This is a genomic window from Bradyrhizobium sp. NP1, assembly GCF_030378205.1.
GTDB lineage: Bacteria > Pseudomonadota > Alphaproteobacteria > Rhizobiales > Xanthobacteraceae > Bradyrhizobium.
Map to the genome: position 1 here is coordinate 5,949,227 of NZ_CP127385.1, position 21,802 is coordinate 5,971,028.

Below are 21,802 nucleotides of genomic sequence, written 5' to 3' on the forward strand. Positions count from 1 at the left end.
CGGCGTTGCGCGCACCGCGACCAAGAAAGAAACCGTCGCGTCGGGCGGGTCCGCGCGGCCTTAGACGATTCCGAAATTGCATAGTCGGCGAACCGGCATTAAGTTGCTATGCTTCAACGGCAGAGCGGGTGGCCGGTGCAGGCACATCGCCATTCGCGGCAATCGCATGAGACAACCAGCTCACCCGGGCAGGTGTCATGACTTCAATCTCGCACTCGACCGTGGCCGCGAATGTTGGCACTGCGCCACGGGCCAAAGCGCGCAACGCAGCGCTCGATCGCTCCCGCACCTTCCTGACGCTGGTGGTGCTGCTGCATCACGCCGTCATTCCCTACACCCATTTCGGCCACACCGATCCCAAGTCGTGGATCGGCTTTGACATGATCGTTCTCGCCACCGACAGCTTCTTCATGGCGATGTTCTTCTTTCTGTCGGGACTGTTCGTGTGGTCGGGGCTTGCTCGCAAAGGACCCGTGAACTATTTGGGTGACCGCCTGATCAGGCTTGGATTGCCTTTCGTGATCTGCGCGTTCACGATCATTCCATTGGCCTATTACGCGATTGAACTGCGCCAATCGCCTGACGTGAGCTTTGCCGAGTTCTGGTGGAAAACGGTCACAGTCGGCCCCTGGCCGAGCGGCCCGGTCTGGTTTCTCTGGGTTTTGTTTGCCTTCGACTTGGTTGCGAGCCTCCTGTATCAGCTTTGGCCCCGGCTGCTTGATCCGATTAATCGCCTGTCGCTGCGCGGCCGTGACCATCCGGCCCAGTTCTTCGCGGTCATGCTTGCCGTCACTGCCGCGCTGTATATCCCGGGGCGAGTTTACTGGGGACCGGGCAGTTGGTTCGAGTTCGGTCCGTTCTCGGTTCAGCACGGCCGCGTGCTGCTCTATGCGACCTACTTCTTTTTTGGCGCAGCCATAGGCGCGCAGTATCTGGATCGCGGGTTGTTGGCAGCGGACGGCCAGCTCGCCAAGCGAACCTGGCCCTGGACGATTCCAACGCTCGTTCCCTATTGCCTCATGTGGGTGCTGATCTATATCAAGCGCGAAATACTGGGGAATCCGTTGCGGCTGCCGGATTGGTACGAGGCGACCTATGGCCTGTTCTTCGCGGCGTTCAGCGTCGCCATCATGTTTACGATCCTGGCCTTTTTCCTGAGATTCAAACAATCAGGCCGGAGCATACTCGACCCCATGCAGCCGGATGCCTATGGCATGTTCCTGGTCCACTATCCGATCGTGCTTTGGCTGCAATATTGGCTGTTCGACTTCGACATTTCCGCGATCGCCAAGGCCCTTGTTGCCTTCGTGCTCACCGTCATTCTGAGCTGGGCCGCGACAGCGGCGCTGCGCAAGATCCCTGGCGCGAGCCACGTTCTTTAGATCATGCGCTCGAAGCGTCCCCGATCAACATGCTAACTCAAGCTGCGTGCGGAAGGATTAAGAACGGCGGCTCTTGCATAACCCGCGATGAGCCCATAGCCGGTCCGGTTCGGATGAAGTGAATCGTACATTGCGCGCGAATTCCAGGTGCCGCCAAACAGCCCCCAGACGTCAATAAACGGCACGTTAGCGGAATAGGCCACCGATTTCATGTTTGCAACATAGGCCGCTTGCGTCGCGTAAGATGCATAGACTCCCGCCTGAGATGGAGGACGTCTTTAGTCGTTTGTTCAGCGACGCGGGCTGGTTTGGGGTCGTTAGCCCCTTGGTGAGCGAGGCACAGGGATCGACGATGCCGCGCCGCAACCAGCCCCATCGAATTTGCCGAATCTGCATAGCCGGAATTGATCTGCATCGATCAACTCTTCCTTGAGAATTCCTGGGGGTCTGGCGGGCAGGCCAATGGCACGCGACAGCTGCGGGACCGGCAAAGCTGACAAACCTTCTCCGCACGGGAGCAGCGCGAATCCGGCCGCCATCGATGTTGCCGTACGGGACGCCCCTGGCGGCTGGAAGCCGCGGACCGCGGCATTCACGTCAGTCAGAGAGACAGCAAATGCACTTTGCAGGCCGTTCGCACTTCTGCTTGTCTCCTTGGCCATAATTGCCGCGGTCTGGTGGTGGTTGGCCCTGCCTGTCACGCTGGTATCGGCGCCGATTGATCCCACCAAGAAACTGGATTGCGTGTCCTACGCGCCGTTTCGATACCGGCAGAGCCCGTGGAACTCCCGAATAATCATCAGTCCGGAACAGATCGCGGAAGATCTCGCCGATCTTGCCAAGATATCCAGATGTATCCGCATTTATTCAGTCGAGAACGGACTGGACAAGGTGCCCGAACTCGCCTCGAAGGCGGGTCTGAAGGTTATTCTCGGCGTTTGGATCGGACGCGATCATCTGAAAAACGCGCTTCTTATCGACAGCGCCGTATTGCAGGCTAAGGGTTATCCAGGCGTGGTTACGGCGATCATCGTCGGCAGCGAAGTGCTACTCCGGGGAGAAATGACCGCGTCGCAACTTCGGGAGACGATCCGCTCTGTCAAGGCTCGCGTCACTATTCCGGTGAGCTATGCCGATGCTTGGGAATTCTGGCTGCGCTACCCCGAGGTCGGCAGCGACGTCGATTTCGTGACAATTCACGTCCTGCCATATTGGGAAGACCTTCCAGTCCGCGCCGAAGACGCTGCGGCGCATGTGGATGATGTCCGTAAGAAAATGGTCCTTGCCTTCCCCGGCAAGGAGATCCTGATCGGTGAAACTGGGTGGCCAAGCCGAGGGCGCATGCGCAAAAGCGCGGTGCCATCTCGCATCAATCAGGCTCGTTTCACGTCCGAGGTCCTCGACCTGGCCAGACGAGAGGATTTCCGCGTCAATCTGTTCGAGGCCTATGACGAGCCCTGGAAGCGTCAGTGGGAAGGAACAGTGGGCGCCCACTGGGGCCTGTTCGATGCAGGGACTCGTGGGCTGAAATATTCACCTGGATTGGCCGTCAGCAACTATCCGTTCTGGAAGGTGCAACTGGTGGCCGGCCTCGCTTTCGGCATTTCCGTATTCGTAGCAGCGTGGTTGACGCTTCGGCTTCGGCTCTTGGCAGCAGGAGTCGCAGCACGGTGGCTTGCTGTGGCAACATCCGCCACAGTCGGCGGGATTCTGCTGGGCCTAAGCGCTGAGAAGATGCTTTGTGAGAGCTACGGCTTCGCCGGTTGGCTTGTCCAAGGACTGCTGCTTGCCGTAGGAATAGCCGCGCCCTTCCTGTGCTCCAATGCGTTGATGTCGGGGCGCCCGCTGCCGACCCTTCTGGAATGGTTCGGTCCGAGCGACGGCAGAACGCGATCGTTGCCCACGCGGATCCTCGGGTTCATGTTCACCGTCACCACTCTGGTCGCAGCAGAAACTGCGTTTGTCCTCGTATTCGACCCACGTTCGCGCGATTTTCCGTTTGCCGGCCTGACGATGGCGGTTGTGCCGATTTGGACTCTGACGCAGCTCAATCCTCGAAAATCGGAGATCCGCCCCTTCACTGAGGCCATGTTCGCGGGCCTGTTCCTAGCTGCTGCGCTCTATATCGCTTTCAACGAAGGGGTCCGCAACTGGCAGTCCTTGTGGACCTCAGTGATGTATTTCGTGTTAGGCACCACGCTGTGGCCGACGCGTTCGGTTGTCGTCCTCAGTACGCTATCGAGTATGCCCGTCGTCCTTTGGAAGATGTTCGGCAGGGAACGTCGCGCATTGCAGCCGATCAATGTCGCCTTAGTCCCCGAACTGGAATCGTCGACCGGCACAGCCAGTCGGTCGCTTCGCGGCAACCATCCCATCAAGGGGCGAGCGCGATAGCTAATCCTTTCTTGACGCAAAAGTCTTGGGTTCTGGAAAGTGAGGTTGCGTTAGTGAGCAGACTTTCTCGGCGCCAATTTGGCAAGATTGCGGGATGGGCGGCTCTCGGACCCGCGGCGGCCTCCACTGAGCCCGCCGGTGCCGGCACAGCCCAAGAGAGCCGGTTCACCGGCCAGGGCTTCATATCCGGCTTTCCGAGTGACTTTCTGTGGGGCACAGCCACATCAGCCTATCAGATTGAAGGCGCCGTCAACGAAGATGGACGAGGTCCGTCAATCTGGGACAGTTACACTCACAGACCCGAGACAAGTGCCGAACTTGGCAATGCAGATGTCGCTGATGACCACTACCATCTGTACAAGGACGACGTTCAATTGATGAAGGCGCTGGGAGCGAAGGCCTATCGCTTCTCGATTGCGTGGCCTCGCGTCTTCCCGGAAGGATCAGGCACCCCAAACCCGAAAGGCCTCGACTTCTACAATCGACTTCTCGACGAACTGCTGGCAAACGACATCGAGCCGTTTGCGACCATGTATCATTGGGATTTGCCTCAGGCGCTTCAGGATCGTCTCGGCGGGTGGATATCTCGCGACACTGCGAATGCCTTTGCGGACTATGCGGGACACGTCGCAGAACGTTTGACCGATCGCGTGAGGCACATTTGCACGATCAACGAGTGCGCAAGGTTTGTTCATCTTGGCTATGGCCTTGGCCTCGACGCCCCCGGCCTGAAGCTGTCCCGAGCCGAACTGAACCAGGTTCGTCACAATGTCGCGCTGGCACAGGGTCTTTCGGTGCAGGCGATCCGAGCGCACGGACGGACAGGAACCAAGGTTGGTCCAGCCGAAAACATCGTCATCTGCATACCTGCAATTGAAACACCGGCAAACATACGCGCTGCAGAAATCGCGACACGCGAACTCAATGCTGCCTATCTGACTGTTATGCTCGAGGGAGAATATGCGGAAGGCTATCTGGCCCGGGTCGGAAAAGATGCCCCATCGTACACGGCCAGGGATCTGAGCATCATTTCATCCCAGATCGATTTTGTAGGGCTCAATGTCTACAGGCCGGACCATTACGTCGTTGCGGCTGACAACGACCGAGGCTTCACCCTGATCCCATTTCCCGCGTCGTTTCCACATATGGATTCCGCCTGGCTCAGGATCGCTCCCGAGGCGATGTACTGGGCGCCGCGTCACGTGGCGAAGCTTTGGGGCGTAAAGTCAATCTACATCAGCGAGAACGGAACGTCGGCGACCGATGAACCTGCCGCCGACGGAAATTTTTACGATCTGGATCGGATCATGTATCTCCGCAACCATTTGCTTCACCTGCAGCGCGCGACGTCGGAGGGTATTCCCGTGTCCGGATATTTCGTGTGGAGCCTTATGGACAATTTTGAATGGTCGGACGGCTTCCAAAAGCGCTACGGGCTCTACAACGTCGACTTCGATACGCAGCGTCGCACGCCAAAGCTGAGCGCGTCATTCTATCGCGAGATCATTAGGCACAACGCCGTGGTTTAGTCCGCAAACCGTGTGGGCGGAGTGGATGAGCAAGGCTCCATTTGAAGAACGTGAGTCTCGCACTCCACGGTGGCGGAACGCATGGTGCCTTTGTCTGGGGCGTGGTCAAAGGATGCGGACCGTCCCTCCTCACGCGGCTTAGCGCGTCCAGCACCGATCCCGGCATAAGGGGCGCGTTTTTCAGCCAAATCCGCTTGGCTCACCTGCCTCGTCCGCGGGCGGCTCTACCGGCGCCCATCGTTCCCGTGGGCATGATATTCGAGAACACTACCTCCAGCATCGACTTCGCAACCGGGTCGTCCGGGAATTCCTCCAGAATTTTCTGATAGCGACGAGCCGCCTCGCTGAAATCCCTCCTCTCGAAATACTCTGACGCTTGCCACGTCAGCTGGCTCAACCTTTGGTCGGAGGGCCGCGCTTCAATTTCCGCGTCGCCGCAACCTATCATCCCGAGCAGTTCAAACACCATGAATTCCTGTTCGCGGCCCTTGACGCGAACCTGGCGCAACGGCCGCGCCACCACCTGAGACGACACGGCATTGAACACACTGTCGCTGATGCAGATCGTGGTACCGAAGGCCTTGTTGAGGCCTTCCAGCCGCGCCGCCACGTTTACTCCGTCTCCCATGACGGTGTAGCTCAAGCGCTTGCTCGAACCGACATTGCCGACGAGTACATCCGCGCAATGCAACCCGATCCGAAGCTGCAATGGCGGCCGCCCCTGCCCGCTCCATTCGGCGTTGAGCTGCTGCATCCGCCGTGCTGCGCGCAACGCACCACAACAAGCTCGGAGCACATGGTCGTCGCGATGGGCTGGCGCGCCCCAGAACGCCATGATGCCATCGCCGATAAACTTGTCGACGGTGCCGGATTCCTCCGCGATTGCCTGAGAGACGACCTCGAAATAGCGAGAAAGTTGCTCGAGCAGATCATTCGGCGCCATTTGCTCCGATAGTGTGGAAAAGTCCTTTAAGTCGGTAAAAAGCACAGTCATGAAGCGCTGTTCGACACCGAGCGTCAGGGGCGTTCCGGTCGTGATCAGCTTTCTGACGACATCCAATGGCACGAACGAAGAGAACGAACGCAAGGAAGCATCGAACAGCGAAACCGCGGCTTGCAGCTCCTTGATCTCCTTGATGCTGGACGATGCCGGCGCCGCGTACGAGAACGTCAGGTCCTGGACTGACCGCAACTCCCGCGATATTCCTTCGATCGGTTGCGACAACCGTCGCGAAATGAAATAGATCAACAGCAACTCGATGCCGCTCAGCACGGCAATCAGGGCGATCATCTGCCGGTTCGTTCGTTTGAGGGTGCCGACAAAGTCGTCGGTCGGCGTCAGGATGATGACCTCCCACGGCTGTCCGAAACTACCGGGATATCGGGTGAAAGACGCGCTGAATTCATGGCCGGTCTGCGGAGAGCGGAAGAAGAAGTCGTCGCTGTTGGTCTCGCGCTGCAACCGATAGGCCTCGCGAACATTGTCGTCGGCAATAGTGTCGAGGGTCGTGAGTTCCAGCCGGCCGTTTTCCACACGGGCGGTTTTCTTTGGATCGGGATAGGCAATGATCGTGCCCTTGTTCGGATTGGCAATGATCGTGGTGCTGCGTGGGCTGGCGCGATGGCTGGTGAGAAACCGTGCCAGCACGTCAAACGTAATATTGGCCGACGCGCAACCGATGAAGGAGCCATCCTTGATGATCGGATATCGCAGGGTAATGACGGGAGTGTTGGTATCCGGATTGGGCCAAGGTCCCTCGATGATCAGCGCGCGCGCCTCCTTCACGGCCTGGTAGCCCGAAAGGGCCCTGATATCCTCGATCGTCTCGACATCATAGCTGCCCACAACGTGGGGCCACGTATCGAAGAAGGTGCGATGCCGGACGCGTCGATGAGAGCCAGAAAAGCTGTCGATATAGCTGGAATGCCAATTCGCCGACGGCGGAATCTTCGGATCTGAACGCCTACGGTCATCGTCGACCCGAGTCGCGACCCGGTGAAAGCCGTCTTCGAAGCTGACATAGGCTGCATCGATCTGCCGCGCCGAGGTGAGCGCCTGGTAGAGCAGATTCCGGCTCTCTTCCTTTCTGAAGACCGCCGGATCCTCCGCAGCCACCGCCGCGAGCAGCTCGAGGGTCGCCGCAACGGGGTTGATCAGGTTCTCCGCGTCCTCGATGCTGGCCTGCTTGGTCTTGGTCACGACATCGTTCAGGATCGCGTTAATCGCTGCAGCGCTCTGTCGATAGTTGAACGCAAGGACGAAGATCAGCAGGGGAATGCTGAGAAGGACGAACAAGCCCGCCATTACCGCGCTGAGGTGCAGCGCGCCAAACACGCGGGCGTTGCGGTAGAAGATCCAGCCGAGCGCGGACACTAGAGCCACTAAAAACAGGCCCCAGAGCAGCGGCGCTTGCAGCCGGTGTTGCCATCCCGCGTCATCGGGGTGGTAGATCAGGCCTTCGGGCAGCTTCGTCTCGGTCCGCATACCGATATCGGCGTAAGTCTTGGCAATGCTGGTCCAGCGCTCGATGCTCTGATCGCCTAGCGGCTTGAGACGCGGTCGGATCAGCATTTCGCTTCGTATCGCCTCGAACAGCAGCGCCTTTCGCGTCTTCTGCGCCGAATACTCGCTTCGAATCAGATCGACGATCTCGTCCTTGTGGGCGAGCGCATAGGCCCAGCCCTTCAGACTTGCAGCGCGAAACGCCCGTATGCGCTCAGGATGCTGTGCAACCTGCTGTCTCGATGTGCACAGGTTGTCGCCGTAGAAGTCGAACCCGTAGTCGCGCGGCGAGAAGGCCAGATAGGGTGTGCCGTATTCCTCGAAGAGATAAGGCTCGTTCGTGCTGTACGCGACCATCGCGTCCGCTTTTCCGCTGAGCAAATCACGCGGATCGCCCGAGTGCGCAACGCGGAACAGGTCCGCGTAGTTGACCCCCTCGTGCTTCAGCATCGCCGCGATGTCGTCGCTCCCGGGGGCATCCATCAGGCGGTGCCCGCCTAATTCAGAGACCGCGTGGATGCCGGCGCGGTGGGGTACCATGATGATCGCGGCGGAATGCTGAAAGATCACGGCGAGGACGACATTATGCTCACGCTCAACGCCGCTGGCGAGAACGCTGGTCGTGCACACACCGAAATCGGCATTCCCGTAGGCGACCTCTGTGCCCGCATCTACACCAGGGCCTCCTTCGCGAATCTCGACCTCGAGTCCGTGTTCGCGATAGAAGCCCTTTGCGAGTGCGGCGTAGTAGCCGGCGAACTGGAACTGGTGTCTCCACTTCAACTGAAGCGAGACCTTCTCCAGCGCGTTCGCCGGATGCGGCAGGAGGGCTGCCGCAAGCAACAACACGAGGCTCGCGACGAGTCCTTTGACGAACTGTCGCTTCCATCGACCAATCAAGGAGAATCCCTGCATCGTGCACCTGCCCAGTCTCGCGTTCGACGGATCAAGTGCTCGCGGTGAACACCCTGCGCGCCCGCAGCATTGCAATTCCAGCTAGTTGCTCACGTGTGCCTTCATCGCCCCTCGATCTGACTGCTTCCAGAAGCTCGCACCTTTTGCATCGGCGGAAAGTCGATGGCGGTCTGGGCGAGCTTCGCTACCTCCCGCTGCGCGTTGACGAGGCGCCAGAACTGGTACGCAAACTATTCGTAGAAAGCCATGGAGCCTCTGGAACCCGATCGAAAGAGCGGGCGCTCTCTGGAGAGCGCCCGAATGTTGAATGATCGGGCCGACTACTGCCCTTGATGTGCCTTGATGGCCTGCTCAACCTCCCGTTTTACGGCTTCAAGGTTGAAGCTCGCCGGTGCCTGCATCGGAGGGAATTCGACGGCCGTTTGCGCCAATCGGCCGACCTCCTGCTGAACAAGCACGAACCGCCAGAATTCGCGGGCCATGAAATCATTCATGTAACCTCCACCCATATCGTTCAGGCTTTGACCGCGGATTGACGGTGTCCGCTCAAACGGGTCCTGGCGGATGTTGACCATGGTTGGCATATCGGTCGTGTCCTTTTCGCCTGGCCACCCGTAGGGCTGCTGGAAGAACTGAAACTTGAAGTCATCGTGGCGAAGGGCACCTAGATGCGGGCCGGCAAAATAGAAGATCTCGTGGCGAGCCGAGGGACCCTTGCCCGTCAGAAGATCCATCTGATTGTAGCCGTCGAGGTGGTTCTTGTAGGTGCGGCCGTCCAGCGTCACGCCCTTCAGAAGCTGGTCGGTAATGTTCGGATTTCCCGCCGCAGCGGTCAGTGTCGGGAACCAGTCGAGTCCCGAGAAGATTCCGTTCTCGACCGAACCCGGCTTGATGCGGCCTGGCCAGCGAATAATGGCCGGCACGCGGAATCCGCCTTCATAGCTGGTGCCTTTGGTGGCCTTGAACGGCGTCATGCCGCCATCCGGCCAGGTGAACACCTCGGCGCCGTTGTCCGTTGTGAAGATGACGATGGTGTTGTTGGTTTCGCCCATGTCGTCGATATGCTTGAGCAGCGCGCCGACGCTGTCGTCCAGCTGCGCCATGCCGGCTTCCTCGAGACCATAGTTCGACTCCGAGTTCTGCATCGCGCTGTACTTCTTCGACAGGAAGGTCCAGACGTGCATGCGCGTCGTGTTGTGCCAGACAAAGAAGGGTTTTCCGTCGCGCTTGGCCTTGTCCATGAAGTCGCTGGACGACTTGACCAACACCTCGTCGAAGGTGGTCATGTCGTACTTCGCCTTCAGGAAGGGCAGATCGTGCATGTTCGGCACGTTCGACATGTCGGAAAACGGCGGTAGCGGACCCTCGTCGACGATCCGTTGCTTGCCAATCTTCCCCCATCGCGGCATCTCGGTCGGGTCGTCCTTGTCCGTCGCGTAGCTGTGTATCAAGCTGCGTGGGCCGTACTTGTTGTAGTAGTCCTGATTGGTGGGGAACGAGTACCAGTACGGGTCAGACATCGCGTCGAGGTGGTATAAGTAGCCGAAGAATTCGTCGAAGCCGTGCACCGTCGGCAGAAATTTGTTGAGATCGCCGAGGTGGTTCTTGCCGAACTGTCCCGTTGCGTAACCGAGCGACTTGAGCGCGGTGGCGAGCGTGACAGCCTGGTCCGGTATGCCGACATCGGCGCCAGCCTGACCGACGGTCGTCAGCCCCGTGCGGATCGGCAGCTCGCCCGTGATGAAGTTGGCGCGCCCTGCCGTGCAACTCGCTTCCGCATAGTAGTCGGTGAACATCATGCCTTCGGACGCCAGCCTGTCGAGGTTCGGCGTCTTGCCTGACATCATTCCGCGGTGATAGGCGCCGATGTTGAACCAGCCGACATCGTCACCCATGATGACAAGTATGTTCGGCCGCCCGCCGCCCGGTGCCTGCTGCGCCTGCGCCTGCGTCTGAGCCAGCGCCTTTTCAACCGATGCGGCGGCGCCCAATGCGGAGGCGGCAGCCAGGCTTGTCGTCGCAAGCAGAACATTGCGACGGCTCAGATCGTGCGCGGTGTTATCCTTCGTCTCGACCATAATCGACTCCCCTTTTTATGACGCAACGAAAACCAATGTGGCTCGTGGACGTATCCACCGCTTCGGCGTGGCGCGCAGCCGGGCGATAGCGGCGGCAGTAATTCGGCGCGCACAGATGCGAGCCGCCTTTAAGAACCTTGCGGGGAATCCTGATCTTCGGCAGACACGGATCGCAGCTGTCTTGCTCAAGTCCGCCGCGTGGATCTTCCGGGATGCAACACGGCTTTGCCGCGTCGGCCTGATGTTTGGTCGACCACCAATCTGCGGTCCACTCCCAGACATTGCCGATCATGTCGTGGAGACCGTAGCCGTTCGGTGGGAATGCCAGTACCGGCGAAGTTCGCGCGTGGCCGTCGCGGTTGAGGTTTTGGTGAGGAAAAGCGCCTTGCCAGGTCTTCGCCATTTGCCTGCCGCCCGGCATGAACTCGTCACCCCAGGCGAACTCGGCGCCATCGAGGCCGCCGCGTGCGGCACACTCCCATTCGGCCTCGGTCGGCAACTCCTTGCCGGCCCATTTGGCGTAGGCTTCGGCATCGCGATAGGCGATGTGAACGACGGGATGATCGTCGAGGCCGCTGATCGAGCTGCGCGGCCCGTATGGCCTGCGCCAATTGGCGCCAAACTTGAAACGCCACCATTGCGACCAGTCACGCAGATCGACCTGATGCTTCGGTGGCGTGAAAACCAGCGAGCCAGCTTTGAGCATATGCGGCAGCGCGCCTGGATAGTCCTTCGCATCGGGGGGAATCTCGGCGAATGTCACGTAGCCTGTCGCGTTGACGAATTTGCGAAAATCACGATTGGTGACCGGCGTCCGGTCCATCCAAAAGCCACTCACGGTGACACGATGGGACGGCGCCTCTTCAGGATAGTGCCTGTCGGAGCCCATGCGGAACGTGCCGCCGGGAATCCAGATCATGCCCAGATGGCTTGGCTCATCGGACAAGGGTACGCGTGCCGTGAAGCCAACGTCGCTCATTGGGGTACTCGAAGCAGACGTGTTTGACCATGACGGACGTATGCGAACAGCCGCGGCCAGACTATGCAATTCCGGCGGGAAGCGACTTACTTGCTCGTTAGCGTCACCGACGGAAACTCTCCAAATATCCGGCGGTAGATAGCCGCAAATCGCCCGAGTTCTGAGAAACAATAGCGTCGGGCGATCTGCGCAACGCTGGTCGTAGCGGGGTCCGCGCGCCGGAGCTCCGTGCGCACCATGTTCAGTCGTCGCAGTCGCATATACTGGCCCGGACTCATCCCCAAGAACTTTACGCAGCAGTCCCTCAAGGTTCGTTCCGGTACGCCGATTGTTGCGCAAAGATCGGACAAGCTCGGCGGTTTGCCGAAATCCATCCGGAGCGCATTTTCAAATCGCGTCATGATGTCTGCGTTCTGTTGTCGTATCATTGCATGTTTGCCGACTTCGCCGGCCGTGAGGCATTCGACGAGAGCGAAAATGAGCTCCTGTTCGACCGCTCGTGCCGCTTCTCGATGAATGAATATTTCAGGCTTCATCTCGGCAAGGTGGCAAGCCCTGGAATATAGGCGCCTCAACTGCACTGCCGCGCTCTGCGGCGGTCGCAGGATTCGACCAACCGGGTACGCGATCAAATCCAGTTCGGCCAGCGACTTGCAGTAGTAAGGCAACCGGTCGAGCGGAAGCGAAACGAGCCCCCATTGGCTCGCCCCCTTCGTCCATTGATGCGCACGCTCTCCGCATGAGTGAAGAACGATGTCGCCGGGCTTTAGTTCGACACCGCTCCATACTGACGACGATGGAGAAGTTAGCGGAAATGAAACAAACGTCCGGACCGGCGCCAGCGATACGAAGGCAATGCGCTGGACATTTTCGCGGCCCCGAAACAGGTGGAGTTGCGCTAGCTTCACCCAGGTCAGGCGCGCTTCGAAATTGCCGTTTCCGGTGAGGACAAAGTCGAGGTTCGCGTCTTCGATGCCGGCGCCATAGTCGTCCGGATTGGTAAAAACCGCCGTGCCGGTCGCCATCATGCGCGTGGACCAATGAAACAGGCTGTGGAGCGCCCTCGGGGCTCCGCTTGTGCTTTCCACCCTACATGGAAGTACCAGTATCAAAGGGATCGTCGGCATCGCCTATGCAAAATCGGACTCTGCGAACGAAGCCGAGCGAACTCGGAGCGCTTTGTGGCAGCTCGCCGGTTTGCGCAAAGTCGCCGAAGGTGATTCTCCGAACAAGTCCTGGTAGGAGACGGAGAAGCGCCCCAATTCCCAGAAGCCATAATCCATCGCTATCTGTGTGACGGTGGCTGTTGCCGGATCGGCGCCGAGGAGAGTTCGCCGTGCGAGATGCATACGGCGCAGCCAAAGATACCGAATCGGTCCCATGCCCAGGCGCTCCTCGCAGCTCGCACGAAGCGTGCGCTCCGAGGCACCGACGGCAGCGCAGATATCGGCCAGATACATCGGCCGATCGCAATTCGCGGCCAAGACTTCCTCAAAGCGGTCGATGATTGCGGTGTGATACCGCCATCCGGATCCAGCCTTGGTAGGCACATCGTCGGCCAAGCAGGTCAATAGCGCGTGGACGAGCTCATTTTCCAGAGCGGCTGATACTCCGGGATGCCCAAGCGTTTCGGGCGATGCCTCGGCAAGCCCTCGGATCGCCGCATGCAGGCGCATCAACTGGACCATATGAGCGGGATCCGGATGCACCAGCCGCACGACAGGTCTATTGGTCAGCTCGCGCCCGATCAAAGCGCGACTCGCCGCCGACAGGTTATCGGTCGGCAGGGACATGGCCGCCCAGCTGTGAGGCTCTATCGTCCTAGCGTGAGCTGATGCGGCTGGCCCGTGCACGAAAATCGCGTTGGCGTCGAGTTCCATTCCAGAGTAGTAGCCGGGCGACTGGCTCGGCTCAGCATTGAATGCAAAGCCCACTCGTCGCTCGAGCATCCGGATGTGCGCTATGCGAGGCAGATTTTCCTGGCCTTGCTGCATCCAAACTTTGTCGAGATCGATTTGAACCAGCTCGCCGCAGAAGCAGCCTTTGCCCGTGATCGAGAGATCTACCTGAGCTCCCCGCAGGGCGGCTTGGTATAGGATCGGATCATCGCATGTGAACGTGGCGACTCGGGACATACTCACCACCACGATGCAAACGGGTTCCCTTTTTACATCATCCACCTTCTCAATGATACGAATAAGATAGCTACAACTAGCGGTTGCCCCCTCGTCTACGATTGGAGGTTCTTGCACGGTTGGTGTGAGCCACCGAAAGCACCGGTGAAGCGACAAAGAGTGCCAATCATCAAGCTCTGTGTGACGACAATCTCACAATGGATCTGAGGGTCCCCGAATACGACAGGGCTCCTGTCCTGCCGGTGCCTTGGCATTCCACGATGTCGATAATCTGATCCAATCGACGGCGTGAAAGGCTGAGGGCGGGCTCACGAATCCAAACCTGGCTGAAGTAGCAGATCATCCCGCCCAGCCTCGGGAGACGCCGGAATTGCATAGCCAGCGAAGCCGGCTAGAATCTAACCTGCCGTGGTTTTTTGGCAGGGCGGCGTGGTCAGGCCAAATCCTGGCGACGCGGCACTTTGTCGTTCGAGTCAGTGGGCATCCATCCGGTGGTGCCCCTCAAGTCAGGGTTGCTCCGGCCTGCGCTGCGGCGCCGGAAGGAAAACGTGTGCCTAAGTGAATTTTGCCAAAATTGCGCGGCGACTGTGTTGGCTTTGCCACGCTGCCGAACAATTGGAACGACCTCCGGCTTTCCCTCGTGAATGCGATAGGCGCGGCTTTCGTCCGCGCTTAAACTTGCGCGCGTGAGGGATTCTGGGGGTTCAACTGAAACGTGCGGGGACAATCATGAAATGGAATCCACGCAAGTCAGCTTCCGTCGCCGTTGCAATCTTACAGGCATTTTCCCAGCGGCTATTTGATTGCGCAAATATTCAGCGCGTTCTCCTCGCAGCAGCCTTTGGCTTCGCTGCTCTCCTGGCAACAGCAGAGACGTCGCGAGCCGATGAAAATGGTGTCAGCTTCTGGATTCCAGGTTTCTTCGGCAGCTTGGCGGCGGCGCCACAGCAGGCCGGCTGGTCGCTAGCATCAGTCTATTATCACACCGATGTTTCCGGAAGCGGCAACATTGCCGTATCGCGCGAAATCACTATCGGCCGGTTCAATCCCGCCCTCAACACCAGTCTCAGCGCGAATGTCAATGCACGGGCTGATCTCGGAATGCTCATACCGAGTTACGTCTTTGCGACGCCGGTTCTCGGAGGCCAGGCTTCCGTCAGTCTCCTTGGAATGTATGGCAGCAACGATACCGCACTGAACGGCACACTTTCCGGCACCTTGGCCAATGTCCCCTTTACCAGGTCGTTTGCGCTCGAACAGACCACGATCGGATTCGGCGATCTCGTGCCGCAATTTGCGCTGCGCTGGAATGCTGGCGTCAGCAATTACATGGTCTATTTGACCGGCGATATCCCGGTGGGATTGTACGACAGATTTAATCTGGCAAATCTCGGCCTTGGCCACGGCGCCATCGATGGCGGATTCGGCTATACCTATTTCAACCCGGCGACCGGACACGAAATTTCGGCCACGTTAGGCTTTACCGGAAACTTCAAGAACACATCGACTGATTATACCAGCGGCATTGATTTGCATCTCGATGTCGGGGCGTCACAGTTTTTGACCAAGCAGTTGCAAGTCGGCGTGGTTGCCTATGCCTATGAGCAACTCACTGCCGATCAGGGCTGCGCCCCGCAATTGTGCCCTTTCAAATCCCGCGTCCTCGGTATTGGCCCGCAGATTGGCTATGTGTTTCCCGTCGGCGGCATGCAGGGCTATGTGAACGTGAAAGCCTATAAGGAGTTCGAAAACTCCAATAGGCCGGACGGGTGGAACGCATGGGTCACGTTCGTGCTGTCGCCTGCGCCGCCATCCGCCGCACCGTCGCCGCCGCCAATCACCAAAGCGCCCCGGAGCTGAGAGCCTCATTCCTCAAGCCATTTCGGCCCCTGTCGGTCGATAGCCCGCGCGGAGGTACTATCCGTGTGCATCCAGAAAATCTTTTGGCCACATCACCGTCTATGAAGGTGCCATAGCAATCTCAAACACGTAAGAGGCTTGATCATGAAAAGCAGCAAGCCGTCGTTTGCCTTCGTCTCCATATTCTTTGCAGTGCTTCTCTCGTCGAGTATTGAAACACTCAATGCGCGTGACGCTGATCGTAATACTGATATAGGCTCTCGTACCTTCGCAGCCGCCCAGCCTATGCGGCGATGCATAAACACGTGTCGTGCACGCTATCGCGACTGTCGTCGTTTGAACCAGTTGCCATCGTTCGAGTGTCGGGATGTTTACCAGGACTGCACCCGATACACTTGTACTGGTTCGGGACCAGGATGACCGACGTGCCTTTTTCTGCCCTCGGCGGCGAGGCGCCAGCGCTGTAGCTCTCCACCTTCCAGGTTCGGCTGACCCGTGCCGACGAGGCGATCGGATGATGCTGCGGTGCATGAGTGCGGATGTGACCCATTGCGTCGATCTCAGGATGTCCGCTTTTGCGCCGCTCTTGATGAAGAGCTGACGTCGGCCTGCGACTTTCACTGATCACGCGACCATCGTTTGCCTGGCCAGCGCTATATCGAATGGCTGACTGATCCGCAGGGTTTAAGGGATTTGATCGAGTGCCCGTGCATGCATCCTTCATGTTTCTGGGCGTAGGCAAGCAATCCCATGATAATCAAAGCCACTATGACACATCCGGTTACGATGTTCTTCATCATGGCTGCCACTCCACGGATTGGGTTAGCGCATTACGTAGCAGGCGACTGCGTGGCCAAAGATGATGAACACCATGGGCGCGGCCGTCAATGCTCCGCAAGACCGAGGCGGCCCGAGAAGGCGGGGGTGGATGGCCAGACGGCTCCCCTGCAGGACGGCGACAGAAGTCCGGCGCGGCAAAGAAGCGGCACCGACGCAAGACTGCTTCCGAACTAGACCTTGTATTGTAACTGTTTTGTGCGAGACCTTGCCGCCGGCCGATGATGTTGGGGTTCGCGATCGTTGTACGGTCCGATTACCCTAAACGGCATAGCGACGGCCGGTCAGACAGTGCCTCTGATCCCGCCGGCCGGGCGCGAGCGATGGCTTCGTAGCCCCGCCCGCAAGACAGTTCGTGGCCTGTTGGACCGCGTTATCACGCAAGATACCATCCGCCCTTCGCTTCCTTGCGGGAGCGTTACGCGGCCTGCGGCGCCAACAGGGCACGAAGCGGAGTATCGGAATCGCGAAGACGTCGCGGGTCGATTTCGGTCCTCCGGTCGATCGCCTCCCGTACGGGCCGTACGTTGCGGCCGTCGTTGACGAAAACGCCCCCGACGATCCGACCTTTTTGCAGGAGAAGGACCGAAAAGCGATTGTCGTCGCGGCGTCCTCTGACAACGGCGTCATCGTACGAACCAGGCACACCGAGGATCTGAACGTTGGTGGCGAATTGATCGGTCCAGAACCAGGGCGTCTCGCAATAGGCCGTTGCATGGTCCAGCATCGACCTTGCGGCAACGGCTCCCTGCCGTTCCGCATTCTGCCAGGACTCGAGCCGCAGCTGGCGCTCATGGATGCCGTTCCAATGGCTCGCAACATCGCCTGCAGCGAAGATTGCGGGGTGACTGGATCTCATCGAGGCATCGACACGAATTCCATCGTCGACGTGAAGGTTAATCGCTTCCGCGAGTTCCGTGTTCGGGACAGCGCCGATTCCGACGACGACAACGTTCGCCTCGACCACGGTTCCATCGCTGAGATGCAGCCAGCGATCATTCCCCGATTGCTGGAGCTGCTCGACCGTCACTCCCAATCTCACGGCAACGCCCTTGGATCGGTGCAACTCCAACATATGTTCACTGACTTCCGGGATCACCGACCTTTGCAGCAGCCGCGCCCCCAGATCGACCAGCTCGACACTGCATCCGAGCTCCAACGCGGTGGATGCGACCTCAAGACCGATAAAGCCGCCGCCTACGATGGCTACCTTGACGCCGGTCTTGAGCAATGGTCTCAAGCGCTTTGCGTCATCAAGCGATTGCAGGTAGTGGACGGCCGGCTCCGCTGAGCCAGGTACTCTCAGCTTGCGTGGACGCGAGCCCGTCGCGAGAAGAAGTTTGTCGAACGAGATGCTACCGCCCTTTTCTAGGTAAATTCGTCGTTGCTGCGGATCAATCGAAGCCGCTCGTCCGTAGACCATCTCGACGCGCTGCCGGCTGAAGAAATCTGGATCGCGCAGCGGCAACGTGGCTTCGTCTGCACATCCGGAAAGAAAGGCCTTCGATAACGGAGGCCGCTCATAGGGAATGTAGGTCTCCCCGTTCACCAGGATGAGCCGACCGTCGAAGCCGGTGCGCCGAAGAGTTTCGGCCGCCGATACGGCCGCGAGACCACCGCCAACCAGGGCGATGGCCCGCGTCCTCTCTGACGACAGAGCAGCAGACTGGGCGTGAGGGCGCATACCCTATTCAGCCGCTTCGCTTTGCGACCGCTCAGGCCCGAAGATACGATCGAGGTTGATGTTGAGGAGATTGTACACCCCCAGCTCCTTCTCCGACATGTAACCAGGCACGAAGCGAGGCGAGAAAGCCGCGTCCTGTAACGTGTCCATCATGGCGGAGTCTTCTTCGAGCACGCGGGTGGTATAGAGCGTGTAGTCCTTGACCTTTTCCGCGAATCCGTCGTGGTCGAACCACTCCTTCGGGAAAAGCTGATAGCAGAAGATCCGGGTCTTTGTCGGCGTGATCGGCCAAATGACAAATGGGTGGACGTTGTCGGATCGCGCGAAGAGCTGCACGTTCGGACCGAGGTGACCACCGCACGCAAAGTCCTCAGTCTCGCCCTTCGCAATCAGCGAAGGCATAATGCCGAACCGAGATTTGTTGTCTTCGGTCATCGGCGCCCCGCGATAGAACGCAGTGAACGCGCCCTGACCGCTGCGGGTGCCGGTATAGCGGTTCGGAGAGAGGTTCTTTCCGATCGTTTCCTTGTGAAGAACGGGACTGTGGTACGCGTCCATCAGGTTCTCTTTTGCGAACTTCCAGTTGCACTCGAGCGTGATGTCGAGCTTCTCGGCCAGCCTGCAATCCTCCTGTTTCAGGAATCCGAAGTCTTTGTCGAACTCGGCGATGAAATCGTTAAACGCGACGGGAGCGTCAGCGAAGCTTATGAAGATCCAGCCGCCCCACCGAGACAAAGCGATTGGCCGCAATCGACAGTTCTTCGCATCAAAGTTCTTTGCGTTGCGCATATGCGGCGCACCCAAGAGCTTGCCCGAAAGGTCGTAGAGCCATCCGTGATACGGACAGGTAAATTCGTTGGTGTTGCCACCCTCCCGTGCGACCGCAACACCGCGATGGGCGCAGCGATTGTAGAACGCGTGCAGTTGGCCATGCTCGTCACGGGCGACGATGATGGGCTCGTCAAGGATTCGAAGTGTGAGGTAGTCGCCGGGCTCCTCGACCTCCTCCTCGCGCGCAACCATCAGCCAGTCCTTGAGAAACATGTTCTCCTTCTCAAGGCGAAAGACTTCCGGATGCCAGTACATGTAGCCGGGCAGATGCCTCGCCTCGCTGATCGGCAGACGGGTTGCCTCATAACCCGCCCCCACAGTCGCAGTGGCCCGCGGACCCGCGCGGAGCGCGTCCTCAGGGCTTAATGCCCCCGGCAGGGTCACAGTGTGTACGGGTGCGCGGTAGCCCTGCCCGCCCGCTTTTGGGGTCGAGTTCTTCTCCATCGTCCGCTCCTTGCGCTTTTGTCAGAACGAGGATATGTATACATATCGATGGCAACCCGGTCAATAGTGGGCTATTTACAGTAGTTTTTCACCCAGGTTCCCATCATATGTATCCATAATGACGCTTTGGAGACTGATTTTGAGTTGGATTCATGCCGCCGACGTCGGCGATCTCGATGGTCAAGAAATTATCGGGGTCCGGAAGGAGGGGCACGACATCGCGATCTATCGGCTTGGGACCGACTACTTCGCGACCCACAACATCTGCACGCACCAGTTTGCTCACCTTTCGGAAGGCTACCTGGTCGACGGGTGCGTCGAGTGCCCGTTGCACCAAGGGTTGTTTGATATCCGTACGGGCAAAGCCCAAGGCGGCATCGTCAAAACAGACCTGCGCACATATCCGGTCCGCATCGAGGAAGGCCGGATCATGGTTCTAATTCACTAGGTCGCCAGTGCCGACATCGCCTCCCGAGAAACTCGGCGGCGCTCGATCGCCACGGTACACTTTCGCGTCCCGTCAAACGATCGATCAGGAGGATTCGGATGGATATCGAGGACCTCAGAACGTTCATCAACATCCTCGAATCGCTGAGCTTCACTCGAACTGGTGACAAACTCGGTCGTACGCAGTCCGCCATCAGTCTGCGGATAAAGAAGCTGGAGGACGAACTCGACTGCAAACTGATCGAAAGAGACGGGCGGATGATGCGGGCGACAGCGCAGGGCGAGCTGCTCCGGAACGAGGCGGCCCGACTGGTCGAATTCCACGACAGGCTGAAGTCGAGCTTCAAAAGAAAGGGAATAGGAGGCGTTCTACGTCTTGGAGTGACCGACGATGTGGCGGACGGCCCCCTATCATCCGCATTGCACCACTTCGCAAACGAACATCCAAACATTCAGATCGAGCTTTCTGTCGACCTAACTCAACATATCTTGGCTCGGCTGAAGCGATCGGCGTTTGATGTGGCTGTCGCCAAGGTCGACGGATCTCATCAGCCGACGAAGATCCTTCGCACCGAGCCGCTGATCTGGTGCTCCCAACACGGCGCGCAAGAAGAGGCACCAGGCGTAATCCCCGTAGTCGTGTTCGTCGATGGCTCATATCCTCGCGAGGTGATGCTGACGCACCTCACCCAAGCCCATATCGACTGGAGGATCTCAGTAGTATCGAGCTCACTTTCGGGGTTGAGGGCCGCTGTAGAAGCGGGGCTCGGGGTCACCGCCATTGCTGCCGGAGCGGTGCGGGGACGGTTGAAGCCAGCGCCCGCGTCGTGGTGTTTGCCGGAACTCCCGCCCGCGCAAACAGCGCTGTTTTCAGTGCCGTCGGCATCGCCGGCCCAGGAAGCATTTATCGATTTCGTGTCGGCTTCCTTCGAAGTCTGAGCGATCTGCGCGAAACGCGGCGCCTCCACCGCGCGCTTACGCGATCAAAAGATGCGGTTTGGTCGCAAACTCGGCAGCCGCTGCCGCCGCATCCTTCGAACTGGCGACCATCTGCTGGTAATATTCCGACAACAGATCGGAGGAAAAGCGAATGTGTTCGCGCATCGCGGCCTCGGCACGTCCCGAATTCCGTTCCAAGATGGCGCTGACGATGACGTGGTGATGCGAGTGCGCCTGCTTGGCGAGAAAATAGTTGCGATCATCGAACCGATACCAATGCACGTTTCGCGAACTCGTCAACGGCAGGCGTTGGGCCACCTCAACGAACGAGATCAGCATTTCGTTGCCTGTTGCTTTGTAGATGGTCGAATGAAGGCGCTCGTTCATGTCGACCCAAGATTCCTGATCCTTCTGCGCGAAGTGCCCTTGGGCCAGCGCCCGATCTCCACAGTCGAGGCACTCCTGCAGCACGTCGCGCGTGACGTCGTCTGCGCCTCTCTGTGCCAGGATTCCGCAAGCCAAGGCCTCCAGGGTCGCCCTGACCGCGTACGCGTCGATCAATTCCTCGATGCTGAAGGAACGAGTCTTGTAGCCTCGCTTAGGCCCTGGAACGAGCAAGCCTTCCTGGGCGAGAGTATTGAGAGCGGAGCGCACCGGCGTACGGGATATCCCCAACCGCTCCGCGAGCGGAATCTCCTGAAGATGCGTCCCCGGGGGCATTTCCCCTGACACAATCAGTTCGCGTATACGAATGACTGCTTCCTCGGAGAGGGAAACGACGGCATCTCGTCTGTCCTGAGGTATCGCCTTTTTCACCATGTTCGTTGACCCTGCGAGTTCGTGCC

15 protein-coding genes are annotated in these 21,802 nt (G+C 59.0%); 6 read left to right on the forward strand and 9 right to left on the reverse strand.

Annotation, left to right across the window (positions count from 1 at the left end):
- Positions 1-197: 197 nt before the first annotated feature.
- On the forward strand, positions 198-1,382 hold the full coding sequence (locus tag QOU61_RS28880; protein WP_289654612.1) for an acyltransferase family protein: 1,185 nt from the start codon (positions 198-200) through the stop codon (positions 1,380-1,382).
- A gap of 32 nt (positions 1,383-1,414) precedes the next feature.
- On the opposite strand, the gene QOU61_RS28885 is transcribed toward QOU61_RS28880, so the two are convergent.
- Complete coding sequence (locus tag QOU61_RS28885) at positions 1,415-1,594, reverse strand: SGNH/GDSL hydrolase family protein (RefSeq protein ID WP_289654613.1); 180 nt, start codon at positions 1,592-1,594, stop codon at positions 1,415-1,417.
- 250 nt (positions 1,595-1,844) lie between these two features.
- Here QOU61_RS28885 and QOU61_RS28890 point away from each other — a divergent pair, with 250 nt between their 5' ends.
- Both QOU61_RS28890 and QOU61_RS28895 read left to right on the forward strand, forming a co-directional pair.
- The gene (locus QOU61_RS28890) at positions 1,845-3,776 is read left to right on the forward strand and encodes a glycoside hydrolase family 17 protein (protein ID WP_289654614.1); all 1,932 of its coding nucleotides are present in this window, start codon (positions 1,845-1,847) and stop codon (positions 3,774-3,776) included.
- A gap of 53 nt (positions 3,777-3,829) precedes the next feature.
- Positions 3,830-5,305 carry a GH1 family beta-glucosidase gene (locus QOU61_RS28895; RefSeq protein WP_289654615.1) on the forward strand — a complete coding sequence of 492 codons (1,476 nt, stop codon included), beginning with the start codon at positions 3,830-3,832 and terminating at the stop codon, positions 5,303-5,305.
- A 199-nt stretch (positions 5,306-5,504) separates the two neighbouring features.
- On the opposite strand, the gene QOU61_RS28900 is transcribed toward QOU61_RS28895, so the two are convergent.
- The 5 genes from QOU61_RS28900 to QOU61_RS28920 all read right to left on the reverse strand — a co-directional run bounded on the left by QOU61_RS28900 (position 5,505) and on the right by QOU61_RS28920 (position 13,915).
- Complete coding sequence (locus QOU61_RS28900) at positions 5,505-8,723, reverse strand: ABC transporter substrate-binding protein (protein ID WP_289654616.1); 3,219 nt, start codon at positions 8,721-8,723, stop codon at positions 5,505-5,507.
- Positions 8,724-9,043: 320 nt separating this feature from the next.
- Entirely contained in the window at positions 9,044-10,801 is a 1,758-nt protein-coding gene (locus QOU61_RS28905; protein ID WP_289654617.1) for an arylsulfatase, read from the reverse strand.
- Entirely contained in the window at positions 10,782-11,780 is a 999-nt protein-coding gene (locus QOU61_RS28910; RefSeq protein ID WP_289654618.1) for a formylglycine-generating enzyme family protein, read from the reverse strand. The genes QOU61_RS28905 and QOU61_RS28910 overlap by 20 nt, the downstream gene beginning before the upstream one ends.
- Positions 11,781-11,866: 86 nt before the next feature.
- Entirely contained in the window at positions 11,867-12,808 is a 942-nt protein-coding gene (locus QOU61_RS28915; RefSeq protein ID WP_289654619.1) for a helix-turn-helix transcriptional regulator, read from the reverse strand.
- A gap of 102 nt (positions 12,809-12,910) precedes the next feature.
- Entirely contained in the window at positions 12,911-13,915 is a 1,005-nt protein-coding gene (locus QOU61_RS28920; RefSeq protein WP_289654620.1) for a helix-turn-helix domain-containing protein, read from the reverse strand.
- Positions 13,916-14,644: 729 nt separating this feature from the next.
- On the opposite strand from QOU61_RS28920, the gene QOU61_RS28925 reads away from it, so the two are divergent.
- Positions 14,645-15,775, forward strand: coding sequence for a SphA family protein (locus tag QOU61_RS28925; protein ID WP_289654621.1), 1,131 nt, complete (start codon positions 14,645-14,647; stop codon positions 15,773-15,775).
- A gap of 1,255 nt (positions 15,776-17,030) precedes the next feature.
- Here QOU61_RS28925 and QOU61_RS28930 read toward each other — a convergent pair.
- Both QOU61_RS28930 and QOU61_RS28935 read right to left on the reverse strand, forming a co-directional pair.
- Entirely contained in the window at positions 17,031-18,296 is a 1,266-nt protein-coding gene (locus QOU61_RS28930) for an NAD(P)/FAD-dependent oxidoreductase (RefSeq protein WP_289654622.1), read from the reverse strand.
- 3 nt (positions 18,297-18,299) lie between these two features.
- Complete coding sequence (locus tag QOU61_RS28935) at positions 18,300-19,571, reverse strand: Rieske 2Fe-2S domain-containing protein (protein ID WP_289654623.1); 1,272 nt, start codon at positions 19,569-19,571, stop codon at positions 18,300-18,302.
- 139 nt (positions 19,572-19,710) lie between these two features.
- Between QOU61_RS28935 and QOU61_RS28940 the strand changes: the two genes are divergently transcribed.
- Together QOU61_RS28940 and QOU61_RS28945 are read left to right on the forward strand one after the other, a co-directional pair.
- Positions 19,711-20,019 (forward strand): non-heme iron oxygenase ferredoxin subunit, encoded by a 309-nt coding sequence (locus tag QOU61_RS28940; RefSeq protein ID WP_289654624.1) that lies wholly within the window; start codon positions 19,711-19,713, stop codon positions 20,017-20,019.
- A gap of 98 nt (positions 20,020-20,117) precedes the next feature.
- Positions 20,118-20,957: a LysR family transcriptional regulator gene (locus tag QOU61_RS28945; protein WP_289654625.1), complete on the forward strand. Its 840-nt coding sequence runs from the start codon at positions 20,118-20,120 to the stop codon at positions 20,955-20,957.
- 36 nt (positions 20,958-20,993) lie between these two features.
- Here QOU61_RS28945 and QOU61_RS28950 read toward each other — a convergent pair whose 3' ends face one another.
- A complete protein-coding gene (locus tag QOU61_RS28950) occupies positions 20,994-21,776 on the reverse strand; it encodes a GntR family transcriptional regulator (RefSeq protein WP_289654626.1) in 783 nt (260 codons plus the stop codon).
- Positions 21,777-21,802 lie beyond the last annotated feature (26 nt).